The organism is Sulfurivermis fontis, from assembly GCF_004001245.1.
In the GTDB taxonomy this organism is placed as follows: domain Bacteria; phylum Pseudomonadota; class Gammaproteobacteria; order Thiohalomonadales; family Thiohalomonadaceae; genus Sulfurivermis; species Sulfurivermis fontis.
In genome coordinates this window covers 2,321,835-2,340,281 of record NZ_AP018724.1, presented here as the reverse complement: position 1 = coordinate 2,340,281, position 18,447 = coordinate 2,321,835, and the positions used below count along the sequence as shown (strand labels likewise).

The 18,447-nt window shown below is 64.4% G+C and carries 17 protein-coding genes; 1 reads left to right on the top strand and 16 read right to left on the bottom strand.

Translation table 11 applies throughout. The features are described from left to right. Window positions 1-24: 24 nt before the first annotated feature. The 16 genes from EP379_RS11880 to metG all read right to left on the bottom strand — a co-directional run bounded on the left by EP379_RS11880 (window position 25) and on the right by metG (window position 17,103). Window positions 25-3,126 carry an efflux RND transporter permease subunit gene (locus tag EP379_RS11880; protein ID WP_127478011.1) on the bottom strand — a complete coding sequence of 1,034 codons (3,102 nt, stop codon included), beginning with the start codon at window positions 3,124-3,126 and terminating at the stop codon, window positions 25-27. Window positions 3,127-3,135: 9 nt separating this feature from the next. Next, window positions 3,136-4,737, bottom strand: a complete 1,602-nt coding sequence (locus tag EP379_RS11875) for an efflux RND transporter periplasmic adaptor subunit (RefSeq protein WP_127478010.1) — start codon at window positions 4,735-4,737, stop codon at window positions 3,136-3,138. A gap of 99 nt (window positions 4,738-4,836) precedes the next feature. Continuing rightward, entirely contained in the window at window positions 4,837-5,217 is a 381-nt protein-coding gene (locus EP379_RS11870) for a hypothetical protein (RefSeq protein WP_127478009.1), read from the bottom strand. A gap of 101 nt (window positions 5,218-5,318) precedes the next feature. Continuing rightward, a complete protein-coding gene (locus EP379_RS11865) occupies window positions 5,319-6,551 on the bottom strand; it encodes a Fic family protein (RefSeq protein WP_172600461.1) in 1,233 nt (410 codons plus the stop codon). A 196-nt stretch (window positions 6,552-6,747) separates the two neighbouring features. After that, window positions 6,748-7,176 carry a DUF1841 family protein gene (locus EP379_RS11860; protein ID WP_127478007.1) on the bottom strand — a complete coding sequence of 143 codons (429 nt, stop codon included), beginning with the start codon at window positions 7,174-7,176 and terminating at the stop codon, window positions 6,748-6,750. A 74-nt stretch (window positions 7,177-7,250) separates the two neighbouring features. Further along, entirely contained in the window at window positions 7,251-7,964 is a 714-nt protein-coding gene (gene nth / locus EP379_RS11855; RefSeq protein WP_127478006.1) for an endonuclease III, read from the bottom strand. A 21-nt stretch (window positions 7,965-7,985) separates the two neighbouring features. Beyond that, the gene (locus tag EP379_RS11850) at window positions 7,986-8,360 is read right to left on the bottom strand and encodes a type II toxin-antitoxin system VapC family toxin (protein WP_127478005.1); all 375 of its coding nucleotides are present in this window, start codon (window positions 8,358-8,360) and stop codon (window positions 7,986-7,988) included. Continuing rightward, window positions 8,360-8,572, bottom strand: a complete 213-nt coding sequence (locus EP379_RS11845) for an AbrB/MazE/SpoVT family DNA-binding domain-containing protein (protein ID WP_127478004.1) — start codon at window positions 8,570-8,572, stop codon at window positions 8,360-8,362. The genes EP379_RS11850 and EP379_RS11845 overlap by 1 nt, the downstream gene beginning before the upstream one ends. 59 nt (window positions 8,573-8,631) lie before the next feature. After that, a complete protein-coding gene (locus EP379_RS11840) occupies window positions 8,632-9,321 on the bottom strand; it encodes an electron transport complex subunit E (protein WP_127478003.1) in 690 nt (229 codons plus the stop codon). After that, window positions 9,314-9,961: an electron transport complex subunit RsxG gene (rsxG, locus tag EP379_RS11835; RefSeq protein WP_232023903.1), complete on the bottom strand. Its 648-nt coding sequence runs from the start codon at window positions 9,959-9,961 to the stop codon at window positions 9,314-9,316. The genes EP379_RS11840 and rsxG overlap by 8 nt, the downstream gene beginning before the upstream one ends. A gap of 2 nt (window positions 9,962-9,963) precedes the next feature. After that, window positions 9,964-10,998: an electron transport complex subunit RsxD gene (gene rsxD, locus EP379_RS11830; RefSeq protein ID WP_127478002.1), complete on the bottom strand. Its 1,035-nt coding sequence runs from the start codon at window positions 10,996-10,998 to the stop codon at window positions 9,964-9,966. Window positions 10,999-11,105: 107 nt separating this feature from the next. Next, window positions 11,106-12,761 (bottom strand): electron transport complex subunit RsxC, encoded by a 1,656-nt coding sequence (gene rsxC / locus EP379_RS11825; protein ID WP_127478001.1) that lies wholly within the window; start codon window positions 12,759-12,761, stop codon window positions 11,106-11,108. A 43-nt stretch (window positions 12,762-12,804) separates the two neighbouring features. Continuing rightward, a complete protein-coding gene (locus EP379_RS11820) occupies window positions 12,805-13,494 on the bottom strand; it encodes a DUF599 domain-containing protein (RefSeq protein ID WP_127478000.1) in 690 nt (229 codons plus the stop codon). A gap of 69 nt (window positions 13,495-13,563) precedes the next feature. Beyond that, window positions 13,564-14,103 (bottom strand): electron transport complex subunit RsxB, encoded by a 540-nt coding sequence (gene rsxB / locus EP379_RS11815; RefSeq protein WP_127477999.1) that lies wholly within the window; start codon window positions 14,101-14,103, stop codon window positions 13,564-13,566. Between the two features lie 113 nt (window positions 14,104-14,216). Continuing rightward, on the bottom strand, window positions 14,217-14,798 hold the full coding sequence (gene rsxA, locus EP379_RS11810) for an electron transport complex subunit RsxA (RefSeq protein ID WP_127477998.1): 582 nt from the start codon (window positions 14,796-14,798) through the stop codon (window positions 14,217-14,219). A 142-nt stretch (window positions 14,799-14,940) separates the two neighbouring features. Then, the gene (metG, locus tag EP379_RS11805) at window positions 14,941-17,103 is read right to left on the bottom strand and encodes a methionine--tRNA ligase (RefSeq protein WP_127477997.1); all 2,163 of its coding nucleotides are present in this window, start codon (window positions 17,101-17,103) and stop codon (window positions 14,941-14,943) included. Between the two features lie 210 nt (window positions 17,104-17,313). Here metG and apbC point away from each other — a divergent pair, with 210 nt between their 5' ends. Then, complete coding sequence (apbC, locus tag EP379_RS11800; RefSeq protein WP_127477996.1) at window positions 17,314-18,402, top strand: iron-sulfur cluster carrier protein ApbC; 1,089 nt, start codon at window positions 17,314-17,316, stop codon at window positions 18,400-18,402. Window positions 18,403-18,447: the final 45 nt, after the last annotated feature.

Genomic DNA, 18,447 nt, shown 5'->3' with positions numbered 1-18,447 from the left:
TCTCCTTGCGTGAGTGGTTTTCGATCAATAGGCCTCGGCGCGTTGTTCGCCGAGCAGTTGTTGCAGCGGTTTCTCGCCCCACAGCCAGAACAGCACCGGGGTGAGCAGGGTGTCGAGCAGGGTGGCGCTGATCAGACCGCCGAAGATCACCACCGCCACCGGGTGCAGGATCTCCTTGCCGGGACTGCCGTCGGCGAGCAGCAGCGGCACCAGGGCGATGGCGGTCACCAGCGCGGTCATCAGCACCGGCGTCAGCCGCTCCAGCGAGCCGCGCACGATCAGCTCGCGGCCGAAACTCTCGCCCTCGAACACGGCGAGGTTGAGGTAGTGGCTGATCTTGAGAATGCCGTTGCGTGCGGCGATGCCGGTGAGGGTGATGAAGCCGATGAGGGTGGCGACGCTGAGCTGCTCGTCGGCGAGCCACAGCGCGGCGACGCTGCCCACCAGGGCCAGCGGGATGCTGCCGAGGATCATCGCGGTGAGACGCCATGATTTGTAACGGCTGTACAACACCACGACTACCAGCAGCAACGACAGCAGGGACAGGCCGCCGATGAGACGGGTGGCCTGCTCCTGGGCCTGGAACTGTCCCTCCAGACTGTAGAAATAGCCGCTGGGCAGCGGCTGTGCCGCGAGTGCCGCACGTACCTGCTGGATCAGCGCGCCCAGATCACGGCCGTCGCTGTTGGCGGAAACCACGATGCGGCGGCGGCCGTTGTCACGGCTGATCTGGTTGGGGCCGTCCACCTCCTCGATGGCGGCGACCAGGCGCAGCGGCACATGGCCGGCCGGTGTCTCGATGAGCAGGCCGGCCAGGGCATCGCCGCCGCGCTGCTCCTCGGGCAGGCGCAGCACCACGTCGAAGCGGCGGTTGCCGTCGATCACCTGGGCGACGCGGGCGCCGCCGACCAGGGTCTCCAGCGCCGACAGCAGTTGCGCCGGATTGACGCCGTAGGCGGCGGCGCGGGCATAGTCCAGCCGCACCACCTGCTGCGGAATAAGCACCTGCTTCTCGATCTGCACGTCGACCAGGCCATCGATTCGGCTCAGGCGGCCATGCACGCCGGCGGCCAGACCACGCAGGGTATCGAGGTCGTCGCCGAAGATCTTCACCGCGATCTGGGCACGGATGCCGGACAGCAGGTGATCGAGACGGTGCGAGATGGGCTGTCCCAGACTCACCGCCGCCGGCAGTGGTGCGAGGCGGCGGCGGATGTCGGCCATGATCGCCGCGCGATCACGCTGCGATGGCCGCAGGTCCACCTCCAGCTCCGTGGTGTGCACGCCTTCGGCGTGCTCGTCCAGTTCGGCGCGACCGGTGCGCCGCCCCACCTGCACCACCTCCGGCACGGCCATCACCAGCCGTTCGGCCAGCGCACCGATGCGATTGGATTCGCTCAGGCTGGTCCCCGGGTTGAGCAGTACGGTGATGGTGAGGGTGCCCTCATTGAAGGCCGGCAGGAAGGCGCGTGGCAGGAAGGGGACGGCGGCCGCAGCGGCGATAACCAGCGCCAGCGCGCCCCCTAGCAACAGGCGCGGATGATCGAAGGACCAGTGCAGCAAGCGGCGATCCCATTGCTTGAGCCTGGCCACCAGCGGGCTGTCGTCGGCCGGCAGGTGCTTCATGCGCGGCAGCAGGTAGTAGCACAGCACCGGCGTGACGGTGACCGCCACCAGCATGCTGGCGAGGATCGACACGATGTAGGCGATGCCCAGCGGCGTGAACAAACGGCCCTCGATGCCGGGCAGGGCGAACAGCGGCACGAACACCAGCACGATGATCGCCGTGGCATAGACGATGCCGGAGCGCACCTCGGCAGTGGCCGCGGCAATCACCTGCAAGGCATCGAACGGCGCACCGCTGGCGCGGCGTGCCTTGAGGCGGCGGAATACGTTTTCCATGCCGACCACTGCATCATCCACCAGCTCGCCGATGGCGATGGCGAGGCCGCCGAGGGTCATGGTGTTGATGGACAGGCCGAACCAGCGGAATACCAGCACCGTCATCAAGAGCGACAGCGGAATGGCGGCCAGGGCGATGAAAGTGGTGCGCGTGTTGAGCAGGAACAGGAACAGCACCACCGCCACCATGATGGCGCCGTCGCGCAGCGCCTCGCCCACGTTGCCGACGGCGGCCTCGATGAAGTCGGCCTGGCGGAACAGGATCTGCGGTTGTTCGACGCCAGCCGGCAGCGTGCGCGCCAGATCGCCCAATGCCGCCTCCACGGCGGCGGTGAGCTGCACGGTGTCCGCCGCCGGCTGTTTCTGCACCGAGACAATGACCGCCGGTGCGCCGTTGAAGCCGGCGTCGCCGCGTTTCACCGCCGCGCCGTATTCGGCGCTCGCCACCTGGCGCAGCAGGATCGGGCGATTGTCCTGCCAGGCCACCACCAGATTGCGCAGGTCGTCGAGGTGAGTGGTGCGGCCGATGTGGCGGATCAGGTATTCGCGCGCCGCGCTGTCGAGAAAGCCGCCGCTGGTGTTGACCGCAAAGTCGCGCAGCGCACTTTCGAGTTGCTCCAGCGACACGCCGAGGTCTTCCATGCGTTGCGGATCGGGGCGCACCTGATACTGGCGCACCTCGCCGCCCAAAGTGATCACCTGCGCCACGCCGGGCAGGGTGAGCAGGCGCGGGCGGATGACCCAGTCGGCGGCCTCGCGTGCCGCCATGGGATCGGTGTTGTCCGCCAGCGGGATCGCCACCAGCAGGATCTCGCCCATGATGGAACTGATGGCGCCCATGTGCGGCGTGATGCCGGCGGGGATTTGATCACGTACCAGCGTGAGGCGTTCCGCCACCTGCTGGCGGTTGCGGTAGATGTCGGTGCCCCAGTCGAATTCCACATAGACGATGGACAGGCCGATGCCCGATACGGAGCGTACGCGCACCACACCGGGCATGCCGTTCATGGCCGATTCGATGGGGAAGGTGACCAGTTGCTCCACTTCCTCCGGCGCCATGCCGTAGGCCTCGGTCATCAGCGTGACGGTGGGGCGGTTGAGATCGGGGAACACGTCGATGCCCATCTGGCGCAGGCTGAGCCCACCCCAGGCCATGAGCAGCACGGCAGCGGCCAGCACCAGCAGGCGCTGGCGCAGGCTGGCGGAGATGATGGCGTCAAACATGGCGCCCTCCTAGCGGATCTGCTCGAGCAGCGGAGCGCCCTGCACCACCACGCGCTCGCCGCCGGCGAGGCCGCTGGTGATCGCCACTTTGCGGCCATCCAGCGGTTCGATGGTGACGCGCTGCGGTGTGTAGTGTTCGGCGCCCTGCTTGAGCCAGACGCGCCATTCGCCGGCCGGGCCGCGTGTCACCGCGCTGCGCGGCACCGCCACGCCGTGCCGTGTGTCGTTAAGACGGGCGAACACGGTCACCTTTTCATCCACGGCCAGCGGGGGTAGTGGTGGCAGCAGTTCGAACTGCAGCGGCACGGCCTGCTGGCGCAGCCGCGTGCCGGCACCGAGCAGCCGCGCCGGCAGCACCGTGCCGGAGGCGAGACGGACGCTGGCCTCCTGGATGCGGGTGGCGAGAGCCGGGTCATAGGCCACGGCATCCACCCACAGGCGTTGTGGCTGGACGATTTCGAACAGCGTATCGCCCGCCGCTACCACGCCGCCGACACGGGCGGTGCTGAGGCTGATCACGCCGTCGATGGGGGCGGTGAGTGCCTCGTCCCTGTACAGACCAGCGGCTACCGCATCACGCCGCCGCTGCAGGCTGCGCACCGCCACGGCGGCGGCATCGAGCTCCTTTTCCGTGACGCTGTCGCGCAGTTGTTGCAGGCGCTGCAACTGCCGCTCCGCCACCTCCAGTTCGCCCTTGAGCTCCGCCAGTTGCGCCTCCTTCTCGCCCTGGTCGATGGCGGCGGCCAGCGGCACCAGCCGCGCCAGCATCTGGCCCTTGCGTACGCTCAGCCCCAGGTACGGCAGGCCGTCGGGGCCGGCCAGCAGGCGGCCGGCGCGCGGTGCCTGTACGGTGCCGCTGGCGTTGGGGTCCGGAATCACGTGGCCCATGAGTTCCACGCTGCGCGCCAGCGTGCCTGTTTCGGTCGGGCGAGTGCGGATCTCCAGCAGGCGCTGGCTGGATTTGGGCAGGAACAGGCCGCCGTCGGGCAGGCGCGCGGGCATGGCATCGCCCGCCACCGGCGCCGGCGGCGGGGCGCCGTGGTCATGACCTTCGTGGCCGTGACCGTCGCCGAGGGGCAGCACCAGCAGCAGGGCGGCGAGCGGTGCCGCGCGACTCAGGCGCCGGCGTCCCGCCAGCAGGGCCAGGGCGGACAATACCAGCAGGGTTGCGGCGCCGGGCCAGAGCCACGCCGTTGCCGGCGCGGCAACGGTCTCTTCCGCGGTGACCTCCAGCGTGGCGAGCAGCACCTCGTCGACCTCACCGGCGTGGACGAACAGCATCAGGTTATGACGACCGGCTTGCGCCAGTGGCGCGGCATCGGCGCGATAGAGGCCGGGTTCGATCTCCTGCGCCGTCGCCTTCCAGGCGCCGGACTCCACATCGATGGTGGCGCCGGCGATGGGGGCGTTGCTGTCCCAGGCATCGAGCCACAGGGTGAGCGTGCCGTCGTGCAGGCGGCCGAGCAGCTCCAGGCCGGAGGCTGTCGCCTCGAAACGGGGCGCCAGCGGGGTGGCGGGCAGCACCGCTGCCGTATCGCCATGATCGTGGCCCTCATGGGCCGTCAGTACCGGCGCCCACAGCGCCAGCAGCAGGGTGAACAGAATGCGCATGATGATCCTCGTCGGGTACGGAAACGAAACAGCCGGACGACAGGACGGGACGCAGTTACACGACGCGCAGGGGCGCGCCGGGCCGGTGCGGAACCGTCCCTAGACGAGGAGCGAACGGGGTGGTCGGTGTGGCAGGGCGGGGATGAAGGATTGCAATTGCGGCGTCATGCTGTCGCTGACGCCGCCGGCTGGCTGGGGATGGCCCTTGACCATGTCGGCGGGCAGGGCGAGGGCGCCGCACATCTGGCACAGCGAGCAGTTGTCGCAGGCCAGTTCATGGCTGGCGCTGCCGTCATCATCGGCCGGGGGCAGCTCATGACCATGATGGGCATGGTCGTCGTGGTGATGCGCATCCATCACGGCCGGGGCGGCCGTTGCATGGTTGTGGCAGGCGAAGGGCATGAAGCCGGCGGCAAAACCCTGCACGGGCAGCCACAGCAGCACCAGCCAGATGATCGCCTTGCGCCAACCTTGCATCATGGATTCCGCTCGCGGGGGATAAACATGTGACCGTCGCCAGAGGCGGCGGTTCCGCAAGGTTAACACGTGATAATCAGTGCCGAGAAGCCAGGTTGCGGTCTTTATTTGTCCGCGGACGGCGGCGACATTATTCCTTCCGCCTCCGGCCATAAGCCCGGGAAAAGGTGTTTGAGGCTGAAGAATGGTAAACCTGGCTCCAGCGACCCCAAGCGAGAGGGCGATGTTATGAGGCGCTGGTCGAACAGTTTTGTGACCACTCGGGTGGCGGTCCGGTCCGACGTATCTAGCATAGCCTTGAATTCACCACGTTCCAGTCGTCCTTCGACAAACAATCGATGCAAGGCTCTTCCTAGCAGTTCCGGGCGCAGCTTGCTGCGATGGTGTAACAGGGGGGCACGTCCATAATCGTAAAGAATTTGTAATGCCAAGCCTACGAAGCGCTGTTGCAAGCTATCCAATGCCAGCATTTGCCCCATGAAGCGTACCTGGTCCAGACACATCGTTAACCAGAACTCAATAAATTCCGCTAGGCCGCGCGAACTCAGACTACCTCGACCGTCCGTGTCATTACGGCGTGGCAGATCGGCGGCTGCGAGTTTGGCGTAATATTCGGTTTGGTTGCGTGCTAGACCACGTAGTGGTGACCACAGCCCCCCGGTCAAGTTCAAGTGGGTCAAGAGCAGATGGTTTTGCATCCGGCTCACTCGTCCGTTGCCGTCGGGAAAGGGATGAATCCAGGACAAGCGGTGTAGCGATGCGCCTGCTACCAACACCTTCATTGTTTCTCCTGCGACCCTGCTGTAGCGAAACTCGAAATGCTTCAGCAGGTCATGCACAAACGCATGCGACGGGGCTTTGTGGCTACCGACGACGACATCCCAGTTTCGCAATTTTCCCGGCGTCATGATGCCGCGTGGATTGCCTTTTTGATCAAGGATGGTTCTGTTCTCTTCGTCCAATCGTTGGTACAGCTCACGGTGGATGCGTTCTACCCAGTCTGTACGAAAGTGTTCATCCCAGGGCATCTCACGCGCTTCTGGCTCCAGCAAGGACTCGACATCCATATGAGCCAAGGCCAGTTCCTGACGGCGGCGAACATCACGATGGGGCGAAAGCTGGTGTTGCAAGGCCTGCTCCAGTTCCGCCGGATAGGTTTGTTGTCCCTCGATCTTGTTCGAGTAATAGGAGTTCATGGCCCGCAGCAAGTGTGCTAGGGCAGCACGGGAGGTATCGCCGATACCTGGAAGCAGGCGTGCCGCTTCGGTACGCAGGTCAGCGGCCATCTCCATAAGAGGCAAGAGCTCAGCTTCCGCGGGCAGCATCGGTTCAATCATGCTTTGGATTTGCATTTGGCGGCTTGTTGTGGTTCTGTGTAATTTATTAACTATAAGAATAGAAAGGGTTATTTTTGATTTTGCATGTTATTTTGGCGGAGTCAAGTGATACTTGTGGCGTGAAGTGGGAATAAATGAAGGGTATTGCTTGCGTTGTGGTCAGTAAATGAATTGCACACGCCTTATATGAAAATAGTTAACCGCCATAGTGCCGCAGGCAGTCGAGATAGGCCGCCTCGTCGGGGGCGCGACCGGCGCGCTGCGCCTCCCACAGGGCCTGGCCCAGGCATTCCATCATGTGGTGTTCCACGGTGTGGGCATCGCCCAGGCGCAGCAGCAGGGCGCGGTAGGCGGTGACGATGCCGGCCGGCCGGTCGCCGCCCAGCTGTTCGCGGATGGCGAGGTGCATGCCCATGTGCAGGAAGGGATTGGACTGGCCCATCTCCGGTGTGTAGTCCTGCGCCAGGGTGTCCTCGCTTTCCAGCAGGGCATGGTATTCCGGATGCTCGCTGACCACCTCGGCCACCTGCCGCTCCAGCGGCTCCAGTGCCTCATTTGCGCGCAGCTTGCGCCAGGCCTCCAGATAGAAGCGGCGCAACGCGGTTCTGTCGTTGCCGAAAAGCATGATGCGTTAAACGCAAAGAGGCAAAGCGCGCAAAGGACGCAAAGCCAAAGGAATGCCAATGGTTGATCTGCATGTCATGAACTTGTCCTCTTTGCGCCCTTGGCGTTCTTTGTGTCTTTGCGTTTAATGGGTTTTGCGATTTTGGCTTCGCCGTCGTCTGTCGTTTTCTGCCTGTACTCGCACAGGTCCTCGATGATGCAGGCCGGACATTTGGGCTTGCGCGCCACGCAGATGTAGCGGCCGTGCAGGATCAGCCAGTGGTGGGCGTCCTGCCTGAACTCCGCCGGCACCACCTTTTCCAGTTTCTTCTCCACTTCCAGCACGGTCTTGCCCGGCGCGATGCCGGTGCGGTTGCTGACGCGGAAGATGTGCGTGTCGACGGCGATGGTGGGCTGGCCGAAGGCGGTGTTGAGCACCACGTTGGCGGTCTTGCGGCCGACGCCGGGCAGCGCCTCCAGCGCGGCGCGCTCGGCCGGCACCTCGCCGCCGTGCTGCTCCAGCAGGATACGGCAGGTCTTGATGATGTTCTCGGCCTTGCTGTTGTACAGGCCGATGGTCTTGACGTAGTCCTTCAGACCGTCGAGGCCGAGATCGAGGATCGCCTGCGGCGTGTTGGCGACGGGAAACAGCCTGGCCGTCGCCTTGTTCACTCCCTTGTCGGTGGCCTGCGCCGACAGCACCACGGCCACCAGCAGTTCGAACGGGGTGCGGTAGTTGAGTTCGGTGGTGGGGGCGGGATTTTCCGCGCGCAGGCGGGTGAAGATTTCGTGGCGCTTGGCGGTATTCATGGTGCGTGGCGTCTGTCGGGATCAGCTCTTGCGCAGCAGCACGACGCCGGGCAGATTTTCAAAATGCGTGTCACAGGTCAGCAGGTCGGCGCCGAGCTGTTGCGCAGTGGCATAGACGATGGCATCGGCGGTGGCCAGTTTGTATTGGCGGTGCAGATCGGCGGCCAGCAGCGCGACCTGGGTGTCGAGGGGAGCCACGACACACTTCTGGGTGTAGGCGATGACCCGGTCCGCTTCATCTTCACTCACTTCACGCACCAGCCACTTGGACAGTTCGAGTTGCACGAGGGTGGGAACGACCCACTCGCTCTGGGCCGGAAGTTCCTTGCCCAGGGTTTGCGCCAGCGGGCTGGCAATCAGCCATTCGATCCAGGCCGAGGTATCGACCACCCGCATCAATAGCGATCCCCATGATCCCGGTAGTTTTCCGGATTGGCCCCCCGGGCGATACCGGCCAACTGGTTCAATTCGGGGACGGGAACGACCAACACCCCGCTGCCCTTGGGGATGAACACGAATTCCTGGCCGGCCTGCCAGTGCTGCATTTCCCGGATCGCCTTGGGAATGGATATCTGGAACTTGTTCGATAGCGTCGCTGTGGCTGCCATAATCTTACCTCCGGCAATTCGATACCGATTTGGTAAGAATCATAGCATGCAGCCGACCTCTAGGGGGCGGCAGGGGCTTCGGCAGCACTGGTTGCCGGTTGCGGTGCGGCGGCACGGCGTTGATCGATGACATTCTTCAGCGCGATGAGCAGGCCCAGACCGATGAAGGCGCCGGGCGGCAGGATGGCGAGAAGGAAGCCCTTGTAGTCCTCGAACACCGTGAGGCGGAAGCTGCGCGCCGCCTCGCCGAACATCAGGTGGGCCTGGTCGAACAGGGTGCCGGCGCCGAGCAGCTCGCGCATGGCGCCGAGCAGCACCAGGGCGGCGGCGAAGCCCAGGCCCATGGTGAGGCCGTCGACGAAGGAGCGGCCGATGTTGTTCTTGGAGGCGAAGGCCTCGGCGCGGCCGAGGATCGAGCAGTTGGTGACGATCAGCGGGATGAAGATGCCGAGGATGCCGTGCAGTTCGTGAAACCAGGCATGCATCGCCAGTTCGATGGCGGTGACGATGCTGGCGATGAGCATGACGAACACCGGGATGCGGATGTCCGGGCGGATCAGGTTGCGGATCGCCGATACGGTGACGTTGGACAGCACCAGGGTGAGCAGGGTGGCGAGGCCGAGGCCGAGGCCGTTGACCACGCTGGAGGTCACCGCCAGCAGCGGACACAGGCCGAGGATCTGCACGAAGGCGACGTTGTTGTGCCACAGGCCGTCGCCGGCGATCTGGCGCAGGGTCTTGTCAGCCATGGGGGACCTCCTGTGCGGCGTCGCTGCCGCCGTCGAACAGCGTGTCGCGATGCTGCTGATAGTAGTCGAGGGCGTTGCGCACCGCCTTCACCACGGCGCGCGGCGTGACGGTGGCGCCGGTGAACTGGTCGAACACGCCGCCGTCCTTTTTCACCTTCCATTTCTCCGGCGGCGGGTTGCTCAGCGAGCGGCCGGCAAAGGCGTGGACCCAGTCGGTGCGGGCGACGTCCACCTTGTCGCCCAGCCCCGGCGTTTCGCGGTGGGCGGTGACGCGCACACCGGCCAGGCTGCCGTCATGGTTGATGGCGATGAGCAGATTGATGTCGCCGCTGTAGCCGTCGGGGGCGACGGCGGTGAGCGCCAGCGCCACCGGCGCGCCGCCCTGGCGCGCGCGGTACACCTGCTGCGGCAGCGGGCTGCCGAGCAGGGCGGCATCGGTCACCGCGATACTGTCGCTGACCAGGTCGTTGTCGTGGCGCTCGGGCGGGATCAGCGCATGCAGGCTGCGCAGCAGGACGTTGCGCTCGTTCTGTGCGATGCGTTCGTGGGTGCTCTCGTAGGTGAAGGTGACCAGGGCCGTGCCCAGTACCGCGAACAGGCCGAGCAGGGAGGCGCTGAGCAGCATCTTCTTCAGCGGCATCGTCATCCCCTGTTATGGCCGTACACCCGCGGCTGGGTGTAGTAGTCGATGGTGGGGGCCGCCATGTTCATCAGCAGCACGGCAAAGGCGACGCCGTCGGGGAAGCCGCCCCAGGTGCGGATGACGAAGATCAGCAGGCCCATGCCGATGCCGAACACCAGCTGGCCGCGCGGGCTGGTGGCGCCGCTCACCGGGTCGGTGGCGATGAAGAAGGCGCCGAGCATGGCGCCGCCGCTGGCGAGATGGAACAGCGGGCCGGCGTAGTGCTCGGGCGCGATGAGGTGGAACAGGGTGGCGATCAGCGCCAGGCTGCCCAGCACCGCCACCGGTACGTGCCAGGTGATGACGCGGCGCCACAGCAGCCACAGCCCGCCGAGCAGAACCAGGCCGTTGATCACCTCCCAGCCCTGGCCGCCAAGGTGGCCGAAGATCGGACTGTTGCGGATCTCGTTCACCGTATGCGCCATGCCCAGCTGCACCTTCATGGTGTCGAGGACGGTGGCGGAGGTGAGCGCGTCCGGCGGAATGTCGGTGGGCAGGGTACCGCTCAGGCTGTACAACAGCGTCTGCACCAGGCCGAGATCGGCGCTGCGCAGGCCGGCGGGGGCCGCCCAGGAGGTCATCTCCTGCGGGAAGGACACCAGCAGCAGCACGTAACCGGCCATCGCCGGATTGAACGGATTGAAGCCGAGCCCGCCGTACAACTGCTTGGCGAAGACGATGGCGAAGGCGCTGCCTACCGCCACCAGCCACCACGGTGCCAGCGGCGGCAGGGCGATGGCGAGCAGCATGGCGGTGAGCAGGGCGCTGCCGTCCCGCAGGGTGATGAGGACCGGGCGGCGGCGCAGAGCGAGCACCGCCGCCTCGCTGGCCAGCGCCGCGGTGATGGCGACGAGCAGGTTGACCAGCACGCCCCAGCCGAACAGCCACAGACTGCCGGCGATGGCCGGCAGCAGCGCGTAGGCGACGCGCAGCATCACGTTGCTGACGTTGGCCGGACCGTGGATATGGGGCGAACTGATGACGGGATTGGTCATGGTTATCGCTCTCTATCCGCGAAGGAAGGCGAAGGAACGCCAATAAATGACAGTCCAGTCATCGCCGATGATGTTGCATTTGCGTTTCTTCGCGTTCATTCGCGTATTCACTCTTCCTTCTCGGCCGCCGCACGGCGCGCCTCGACCTCGTCGATCTGGCGCTGCTGCTCCGGCGTCAGGTTGTCGGTGTTCTTCGGCTCGACGCCGGCCGCCTCGTGCTTGGCCTTGGCCCGTTCCATCGCCGCCTTGATGGCGGCCTTCTTGGCCTCCTCGCTGTCGGTGGCGGGGGATTCTTCCAGCGCGGCCTTCTTCTTCGCCAGTTTGGCGGCGCGTTCGGCCTTTTCGCGCTCCTGGCGTTCCAGGCGGAAGTCGTGGCGCTCGCGCGCCAGCTCGGCCTTCTTCTTGTCGCGCGCCTGCGACCAGATGGTGGTCTTGGCGTAGCGGTAGTACTGCACCAGCGGCAGGTTGGTCGGGCAGACGTAGGCGCAGCAGCCGCATTCGATGCAGTCGAACAGGTTGTAGTCCTGCACCTTGTCGAAATCCTTGGCGCGCGCATGCCAGTACAGCTGTTGCGGCAGCAGGTTGGCGGGGCAGACGCGGGCGCATTCACCGCAGCGGATGCAGTTGCGCACCGGCCCATGCTGGCCGAATTCGCCCGGCGTCAGGGCCAGGATGCAGTTGCCGGTCTTGGTGACGGGCAGGCCATGGTGCTGCAAAGTGATGCCCATCAGCGGGCCGCCCAGCACCAGGCGCGACAGGGTCGGCGTGGTGCCGCCGCACTGCTGCAGCAGGTCGTCGACGGGGGTGCCGATGAGCACTTCCAGGTTGCGCGGTTGCGCTACGCCGCGGCCGGTGACGGTGACGATGCGCGTGATGAGCGGCTCGCCCAGCTCCACCGCGCGGTGTACTGCGGCGGCGGTGGCGACATTGTGACAGACGACGCTGATGTCGATGGGCAGGCCCTGGGACGGCACTTCCTTGCCGGTGAGCACCTTGATGAGCTGCTTTTCGCCGCCGGTGGGATACCGCGTCGGCACCTGCACCAGTTCGATGTCGCTGCGATCGATGCGTGCCAGGGCAGCCCCCAGGGCGGCATGGGCCTGCGGCTTGTTGTCCTCGATGCCGATCACCACGCGGCGCGCGTGCAGTGCATGGCGCATGATGCGTGCCCCGGCGATGACCTCGTCGGCGCGTTCGCGCATCAGACGATCGTCGCAGGTGATGTAGGGCTCGCACTCGGCGGCGTTGAGGATCAGCGTATCCACCTCGGTGCGGGCACCGGGGTTGAGCTTGATGAAGCTGGGGAAACCGGCGCCGCCCAGGCCGACGATGCCGGCCTCGCGGATGATGTTGCGCAGCTCGCTGGGGTCGAGGCCGGCCCAGTGGCTGTGCGGCTGCCGTTCAACCCAGCGGTCCTCACCGTCGCTGTCGATGACGATGCAGGGGGCGCTGAGGCCGGAAGGATGTGGCACCGGACGTTCCTCGATGGCGACCACGGTGCCCGAGGTCGGCGCGTGCAGTGCGGCGCTGACGAAGCCGTCGGGCTGGCCGATGATTTGGCCTTTCAGGACGCGCTCACCCACCTCGACAATGGGCTTGGCCGGTGCGCCGATGTGTTGCTGCAAGGGCAGCACCAGGCGTTTGGGCAGTGCGGCAGGGGCAATCGCCTGTTCGCAGGACAGCGCCTTGTGGTCGGGCAGGTGCAGTCCGCCGTGGAATTTCCACAGCCGGGCAGGGGCAGCACTGTTGGTGAGTGTGCTCATCGATGCGGGCTCATCATCTGCACTGTTCGTTTCACCATGGCATTCAGTTCGCAATGCCTTTGGCCGGGAAAGGAGACAGCTTGGGGCTGCGGTCAATATGGTACATCACACCAATTAGCACCAGGGTGGCCCCCAACATCAGGATCGGACTGAATAGCCAGAATACCAGTGGCACCGCAAAGTAATAGGTGCGCATACCGATGCTGTAGTAGTAGCCGGCGCGGTTCAGATGGACCGCTACGCTGTCTGGTGCCAGTTCCGGCGTGCGCACCTCTGGCGGCACGCTGATCTTGAATCCGACATGGTTGTAGAGTCGGACCGACATGGAGAATGCAAAAAAAGCGATGAAAAAATCGGTGACCAGGAACAACAGCTTGATCATCCACAGCCAGGCCGCATGACTGCCGCCGAGATTGGGCAGGTGCCAGGTATCGAGCAGTTTGTCGGCTTCACCACTGAGATTGAGTGTGCCGATGATGAGCAACACCGCAGTCGAGGCCATGAGGGTTGCCGCCATGGTGGAGTTGCGCAATGTCTGGACACCCAGTATCAACTGGCCGTCGTTGGCCATGACGGCCTGGACCCATTGGGTACGGGCGTAGCGGTTGACGGCCTGCACGGTGTAGTGAGGGTTTTGCCGCAGACGACTGCGCAGATAAAGGTGATAGATGAGCAGCGATAATGTGCTGCCCGCCAGCCCGAACAGATCGTTGTAGATACTGGCGGTGTTCATTGCACGATGCCCCCGAGAAGACAGGATAGGTGTGGGGTTCGTGCGTACATGGTGATGTGAGGCATGGGTTTAGGTACGCACTGGGGCCGTCTGCGGGTAGGGCCAGGTCCAGGTGGCGGGCTCCACCTTGATGGGAATCATGCTGATGCAATCCACCGGGCAGGGCTCCACGCACAGTTCGCAGCCGGTGCATTCGTCGGCGATGATGGTATGCATCTGCTTGGCGGCGCCGAGGATGGCATCCACCGGGCAGGCCTGCAGGCACAGGGTGCAGCCGATGCAGGTCTGTTCGTCGATATGGGCGACCATCTTTTCCTTGGCGCCGCCCTCTACCGGCTTGGCATCGCGGCCGAGCAGATCGGCCAGCGCCAGCACTACCGTCTCGCCACCGGGCGGGCACAGGTTGATGTCCGCCTCGCCCTTGGCGATGGCCTCGGCATAGGGATGGCAGCCGGCGAAGCCGCACTGGCCGCACTGCGTCTGCGGCAGGATGGCGTCGATCTTGTCGACGATGGGATCGCTCTCCACCTTGAAGCGCACGGCGGCATAGCCGAGCAGCAGGCCGAAGGCCAGCGCGAGCAGGGTGAGGGCGAGGATGGCCGTTAACATGGTTGCAAGTTGCAAGTTGCAAGTTGCAAGTGAAAAGAAAAGCGAGCTTTTTCTTGCCGCCTGGAACTTGTCACTTGGAACTTATTCCTCAGAAGAAAGCTCGCCATCCCAACTTACCCCTTCACCAATCCGGAGAACCCCATGAACGCCATCGACATCAGGCCGGCGGTGATCAGGGCGATGGCGGGGCCGCGGAACACGGCGGGGACATCGCTGACGGTGATGCGCTCGCGCATGGCGGCGAACAGCACCAGCACCAGGGAGAAGCCGACCGCGGCGCCGAAGCCGTACACCGCCGATTCGAGGAAGCTGTGCTGCGCCTGGGTGTTGAGCAGGGCCACGCCGAGCACGGCGCAGTTGGTGGTGATCAGCGGCAGGAAGATGCCGAGTACCTGATACAGCACCGGCGAGGTCTTGTGCACCACCATTTCGGTGAACTGTACCACCACGGCGATGACCAGGATGAAGGCGATGGTGCGCAGGTATTCGATGCCGAGCGGGGCGAGCAGGAATTCGTTGGTGAGGTAGGCGCAGACCGAGGACAGGGTGAGTACGAAGGTGGTGGCCAGGCCCATGCCGATGGCGGTCTCCAGCTTGCGCGACACGCCCATGAACGGACACAGGCCAAGAAACTTCACCAGGACGAAGTTGTTGACCAGTACCGTGCTGACGAGAATGAGGGCGTATTCGGTCATGGCTCAGGGACGAGGTTCAAGGTACGAGGGACGGGCAGGCGTGGCCGCAATATGCTGGCAAAGATAGCAGAACTGTTCGGCCGCCAAGAATGATCATTCGCAATCGGATTGCCGTTCGTGCCTTGTCTCGCGTGTCTCATGCCTATTTTATCCGCATGCCTGGTTGCGCACCGGCATCCGGACTCAGGATGAACAGCTCCTTGCCGCCCGGGCCGGCGGCCAGCACCATGCCCTCGGACAGACCGAACTTCATCTTGCGCGGGGCGAGGTTGGCGACCATCACGGTGAGGCGGCCTTCCAGGTCTTTCGGCTCGTAGGCGGAGCGTATACCCGCAAAGACGTTGCGGGTTTCCCCGCCCAGATCCAGGGTGAGTTGCAACAGCTTGTCTGCCCCTTCCACGTAGGCGGCAGCGGCGATGCGCGCCACGCGCAGGTCCACCTTGGCGAAGTCGTCGATGCTGATGGTTTCGGCGATGGGGTCCATGGCGGTCTGGGTCTCGTGCTGTTGGTGTTCGGCGTGGCGCGCCTGGGAATGGCTCTCCGGGGCAGGTGCCATGCTCTGGGTGTTGGCGGCGATGAGGGCGTCGATCTGCTTGGGGTCGATGCGGGTCATCAGCGGTTGATACGTGTTGATCGTGTGTCCAGCGAACAGGGATGCAAAAACCGCGTTCTCCCATGTGGGACTGCCTGATTCTCCGAGCCTTGGCGAATTGAGGAAGGCCAGTGCTTCGTTCGTGAGCTTTGGCAATACTGGATGGAGGAAAATGGAGAGAATCCGGAAGCCTTCTAGCACTGCGCCGCAAACCTGCCCAGCAAGCGCATGGTCAGTTTTGGCGGCTTTCCACGGTTCAAATGCGTCGAATACCTGATTTACTAAGTCCGCTAACTCCATAATTCGGCGCATAGCCTTCGCGTATTCACGCTCATCATAGAATTTTGCAATTTCCTCGGATCGCTCACGTAGGAATCCCGTCATTTGCTCCAGAGCTACGCCACGGCCTTTTCGGGCCTCTTCGATGATGGTCTTGGCATCCCATGACGAGAAGCCTTGGATTGTGTGGCTGGCGACAGGGATCGAGCCCCCGAAGAGCTTATGGATAAAACCAGCGGCGCGACTCGCAATGTTTATGTACTTACCCACCAAATCCGAATTCACGCGGGCGACAAAGTCTTCCAGATTGAGGTCGATGTCGTCGACGCCGCTGCCCAGCTTGGCGGCGAAGTAGTAGCGCAGCCATTCCGGGTTGAGGTGTTGCAGGTAGCTGGACGCGGTGATGAAGGTGCCGCGCGACTTGGACATCTTGGTGCCGTTGACGGTGAGGAAGCCGTGGGCGAACACGCCGGTGGGCGTGCGGTAGCCGGCGCTCTCCAGTTCGGCGGGCCAGAACAGGGCGTGGAAGTAGAGGATGTCCTTGCCGATGAAGTGGTACAGCTCGGTGCCGGCCTGCGCCGCCTTGTGTTTGTCCCAGAAGGCGTCGAAGTCGAGGCCATTCTTGTCGCAGTAGTTCCTGAAGCTGCCCATGTAGCCGATGGGGGCGTCGAGCCAGACGTAGTAGTACTTGCCGGGGGCGCCGGGGATCTCGAAGCCGAAGTAGGGGGCGTCGCGCGAGATGTCCCAGTCGGACAGGCCGGCGTCCAGCCACTCGGCCAGTTTGTTGGCCGATTCGGCCTGCACCCGCGGCGGCTGGATCCAGCCGCGCAGGAAGTCGGCGCATGCGCCCAGCTTGAAGAAGTGGTGGTCGGACTGCTTGCGAATGGGCGTGGCACCGGAGACTGCCGAATAGGGGTTGAGCAGGTCGGTGGGCGAGTAGGTGGTGCCGCAGGCCTCGCAGGAGTCGCCGTACTGGTCCTTGGCGTGGCACTTGGGGCATTCGCCCTTGATGAAGCGGTCCGGCAGGAACATCTCCTTCACCGGGTCGTAGTACTGTTCGATGGCGCGCACCTCGATGAGGCCGGCCGCCTTGAGCTTGGTGTAGATGTCGTCGGCGTAGTGGCGGGTTTCCGGGCTGTTGGTGGAGTAATAGTTGTCGAAGCCCACCAGGAAGCCATCGAAGTCGGCCTTGTGCTCGGCCCAGACGCGGGCGATGAGCTGTTCCGGGGTGATGCCTTCCTTCTCCGCCCGCAGCATGATTGGCGTGCCGTGGGTGTCGTCGGCGCAGACGTAGTGGCACTGGTGGCCGCGCAGCTTCTGGAAGCGCACCCAGATATCGGTCTGGATATATTCCACCAGATGGCCGAGGTGGATGGGCCCGTTGGCGTAGGGCAGGGCGCTGGTGACCAGAATCTTGCGGGGGATGTCCGTCATGGCGGGAATTATCAATGTCTTACGGGGGTTTGAAAAAGGGCCATACAGTACCAATTATGGACAGGACTTGCCACCGAACGCCGGGACAGGGGAATACTCTGGTATCATCGCGGGTCTTTCTATCCGGCACCGTGGTCCGTACAATACCCGATTTCATTACTAGGTGATTCGCGCCTCTCCCCGGAGACGGCCATTTCAGGAGTGCTCAAGATGTCCAATGTGACCCAAGCGCAGGTCGAGAACGCAATCAAGCAATACGTCGACCCTTATATGGATAAGGATCTGGTCTCCGCCGGCTGTATCAAGAATATCGCCATCGACGGCGACAAGGTGACCGTGGACGTGGTCCTCGGCTTCCCGGCGCAGGGCTATGCCGACGAGCTGGCCGCTGCCGTCAAGGGCAAGGTCGAGGCGGTGGCCGGTGTCGCCGGCGCCGCCGTCAAGGTCAACACCCTGATCGCCTCCCATGCCGCCCAGAAGGGCGTCAAGCACATCAAGGGCGTCAAGAACATCATCGCCGTGGCCTCCGGCAAGGGTGGCGTCGGCAAGTCCACCACCTCAGTCAACCTGGCCCTGGCCCTGGCCGCCGAAGGCGCCACCGTGGGCATCCTCGACGCCGACATCTACGGCCCGAGCCAGCCGCGCATGCTGGGCGTGGGCGGCACCCGCCCCGAATCCAGCGACGGCCAGACCCTGAACCCGGTGATGAGCTACGGCCTGCAGTCCATGTCCATCGGCTACCTCATCGACGAGGACACCCCGATGATCTGGCGCGGCCCCATGGTCACCCAGGCCCTGGAACAGCTGCTCAACGACACCCAGTGGCGCGAGGTGGACTACCTGGTCATCGACCTGCCGCCCGGTACCGGCGACACCCAGCTGACCCTGGCGCAGAAGGTGCCGGTGTCCGGCGCCGTCATCGTCACCACCCCGCAGGACATCGCCCTGCTCGACGCGCGCAAGGCCTACAAGATGTTCGAGAAGGTGGAGGTGCCGGTGCTCGGCGTGGTGGAGAACATGTCCATCCACATCTGTTCCAAGTGCGGCCATGAAGAGCACATCTTCGGCCAGGGCGGCGGCCAGAGCATGGCCGAGCAGTACGGTGTGCCGTTCCTCGGCGCCCTGCCGCTGGACATCCGCATCCGCGAGGAGGCCGACAACGGCAAGCCCACCGTGGTGGCGGAGCCCGACAGCCGCATCGCCCAGATCTACCGCGACATCGCCCGCCGCGTGGCGGCCAAGCTGGCACTGAAGGCCAAGGACTACAGTGCCAAGTTCCCGAAGATCGTGATTCAGTAACAAGTAGCAAGTGACAAGTAGCAAGTGGACGGGGCGGACTACCGC

Coding starts and splice junctions, on each gene's coding strand:
- EP379_RS11870 (WP_127478009.1), bottom strand. CDS start 5,217: ATGATGCAAGGTTGGCGCAAGGCGATCATCTGGCTGGTGCTGCTGTGG.
- rsxC (WP_127478001.1), bottom strand. CDS start 12,761: ATGAGCACACTCACCAACAGTGCTGCCCCTGCCCGGCTGTGGAAATTC.
- EP379_RS11875 (WP_127478010.1), bottom strand. CDS start 4,737: ATGCGCATTCTGTTCACCCTGCTGCTGGCGCTGTGGGCGCCGGTACTG.
- EP379_RS11880 (WP_127478011.1), bottom strand. CDS start 3,126: ATGTTTGACGCCATCATCTCCGCCAGCCTGCGCCAGCGCCTGCTGGTG.
- apbC (WP_127477996.1), top strand. CDS start 17,314: ATGTCCAATGTGACCCAAGCGCAGGTCGAGAACGCAATCAAGCAATAC.
- EP379_RS11845 (WP_127478004.1), bottom strand. CDS start 8,572: ATGGCAGCCACAGCGACGCTATCGAACAAGTTCCAGATATCCATTCCC.
- EP379_RS11860 (WP_127478007.1), bottom strand. CDS start 7,176: ATGCTTTTCGGCAACGACAGAACCGCGTTGCGCCGCTTCTATCTGGAG.
- metG (WP_127477997.1), bottom strand. CDS start 17,103: ATGACGGACATCCCCCGCAAGATTCTGGTCACCAGCGCCCTGCCCTAC.
- nth (WP_127478006.1), bottom strand. CDS start 7,964: ATGAATACCGCCAAGCGCCACGAAATCTTCACCCGCCTGCGCGCGGAA.
- rsxD (WP_127478002.1), bottom strand. CDS start 10,998: ATGACCAATCCCGTCATCAGTTCGCCCCATATCCACGGTCCGGCCAAC.
- EP379_RS11820 (WP_127478000.1), bottom strand. CDS start 13,494: ATGAACACCGCCAGTATCTACAACGATCTGTTCGGGCTGGCGGGCAGC.
- EP379_RS11850 (WP_127478005.1), bottom strand. CDS start 8,360: ATGCGGGTGGTCGATACCTCGGCCTGGATCGAATGGCTGATTGCCAGC.
- rsxB (WP_127477999.1), bottom strand. CDS start 14,103: ATGTTAACGGCCATCCTCGCCCTCACCCTGCTCGCGCTGGCCTTCGGC.
- rsxA (WP_127477998.1), bottom strand. CDS start 14,798: ATGACCGAATACGCCCTCATTCTCGTCAGCACGGTACTGGTCAACAAC.
- rsxG (WP_232023903.1), bottom strand. CDS start 9,961: ATGCCGCTGAAGAAGATGCTGCTCAGCGCCTCCCTGCTCGGCCTGTTC.
- EP379_RS11840 (WP_127478003.1), bottom strand. CDS start 9,321: ATGGCTGACAAGACCCTGCGCCAGATCGCCGGCGACGGCCTGTGGCAC.
- EP379_RS11865 (WP_172600461.1), bottom strand. CDS start 6,551: ATGATTGAACCGATGCTGCCCGCGGAAGCTGAGCTCTTGCCTCTTATG.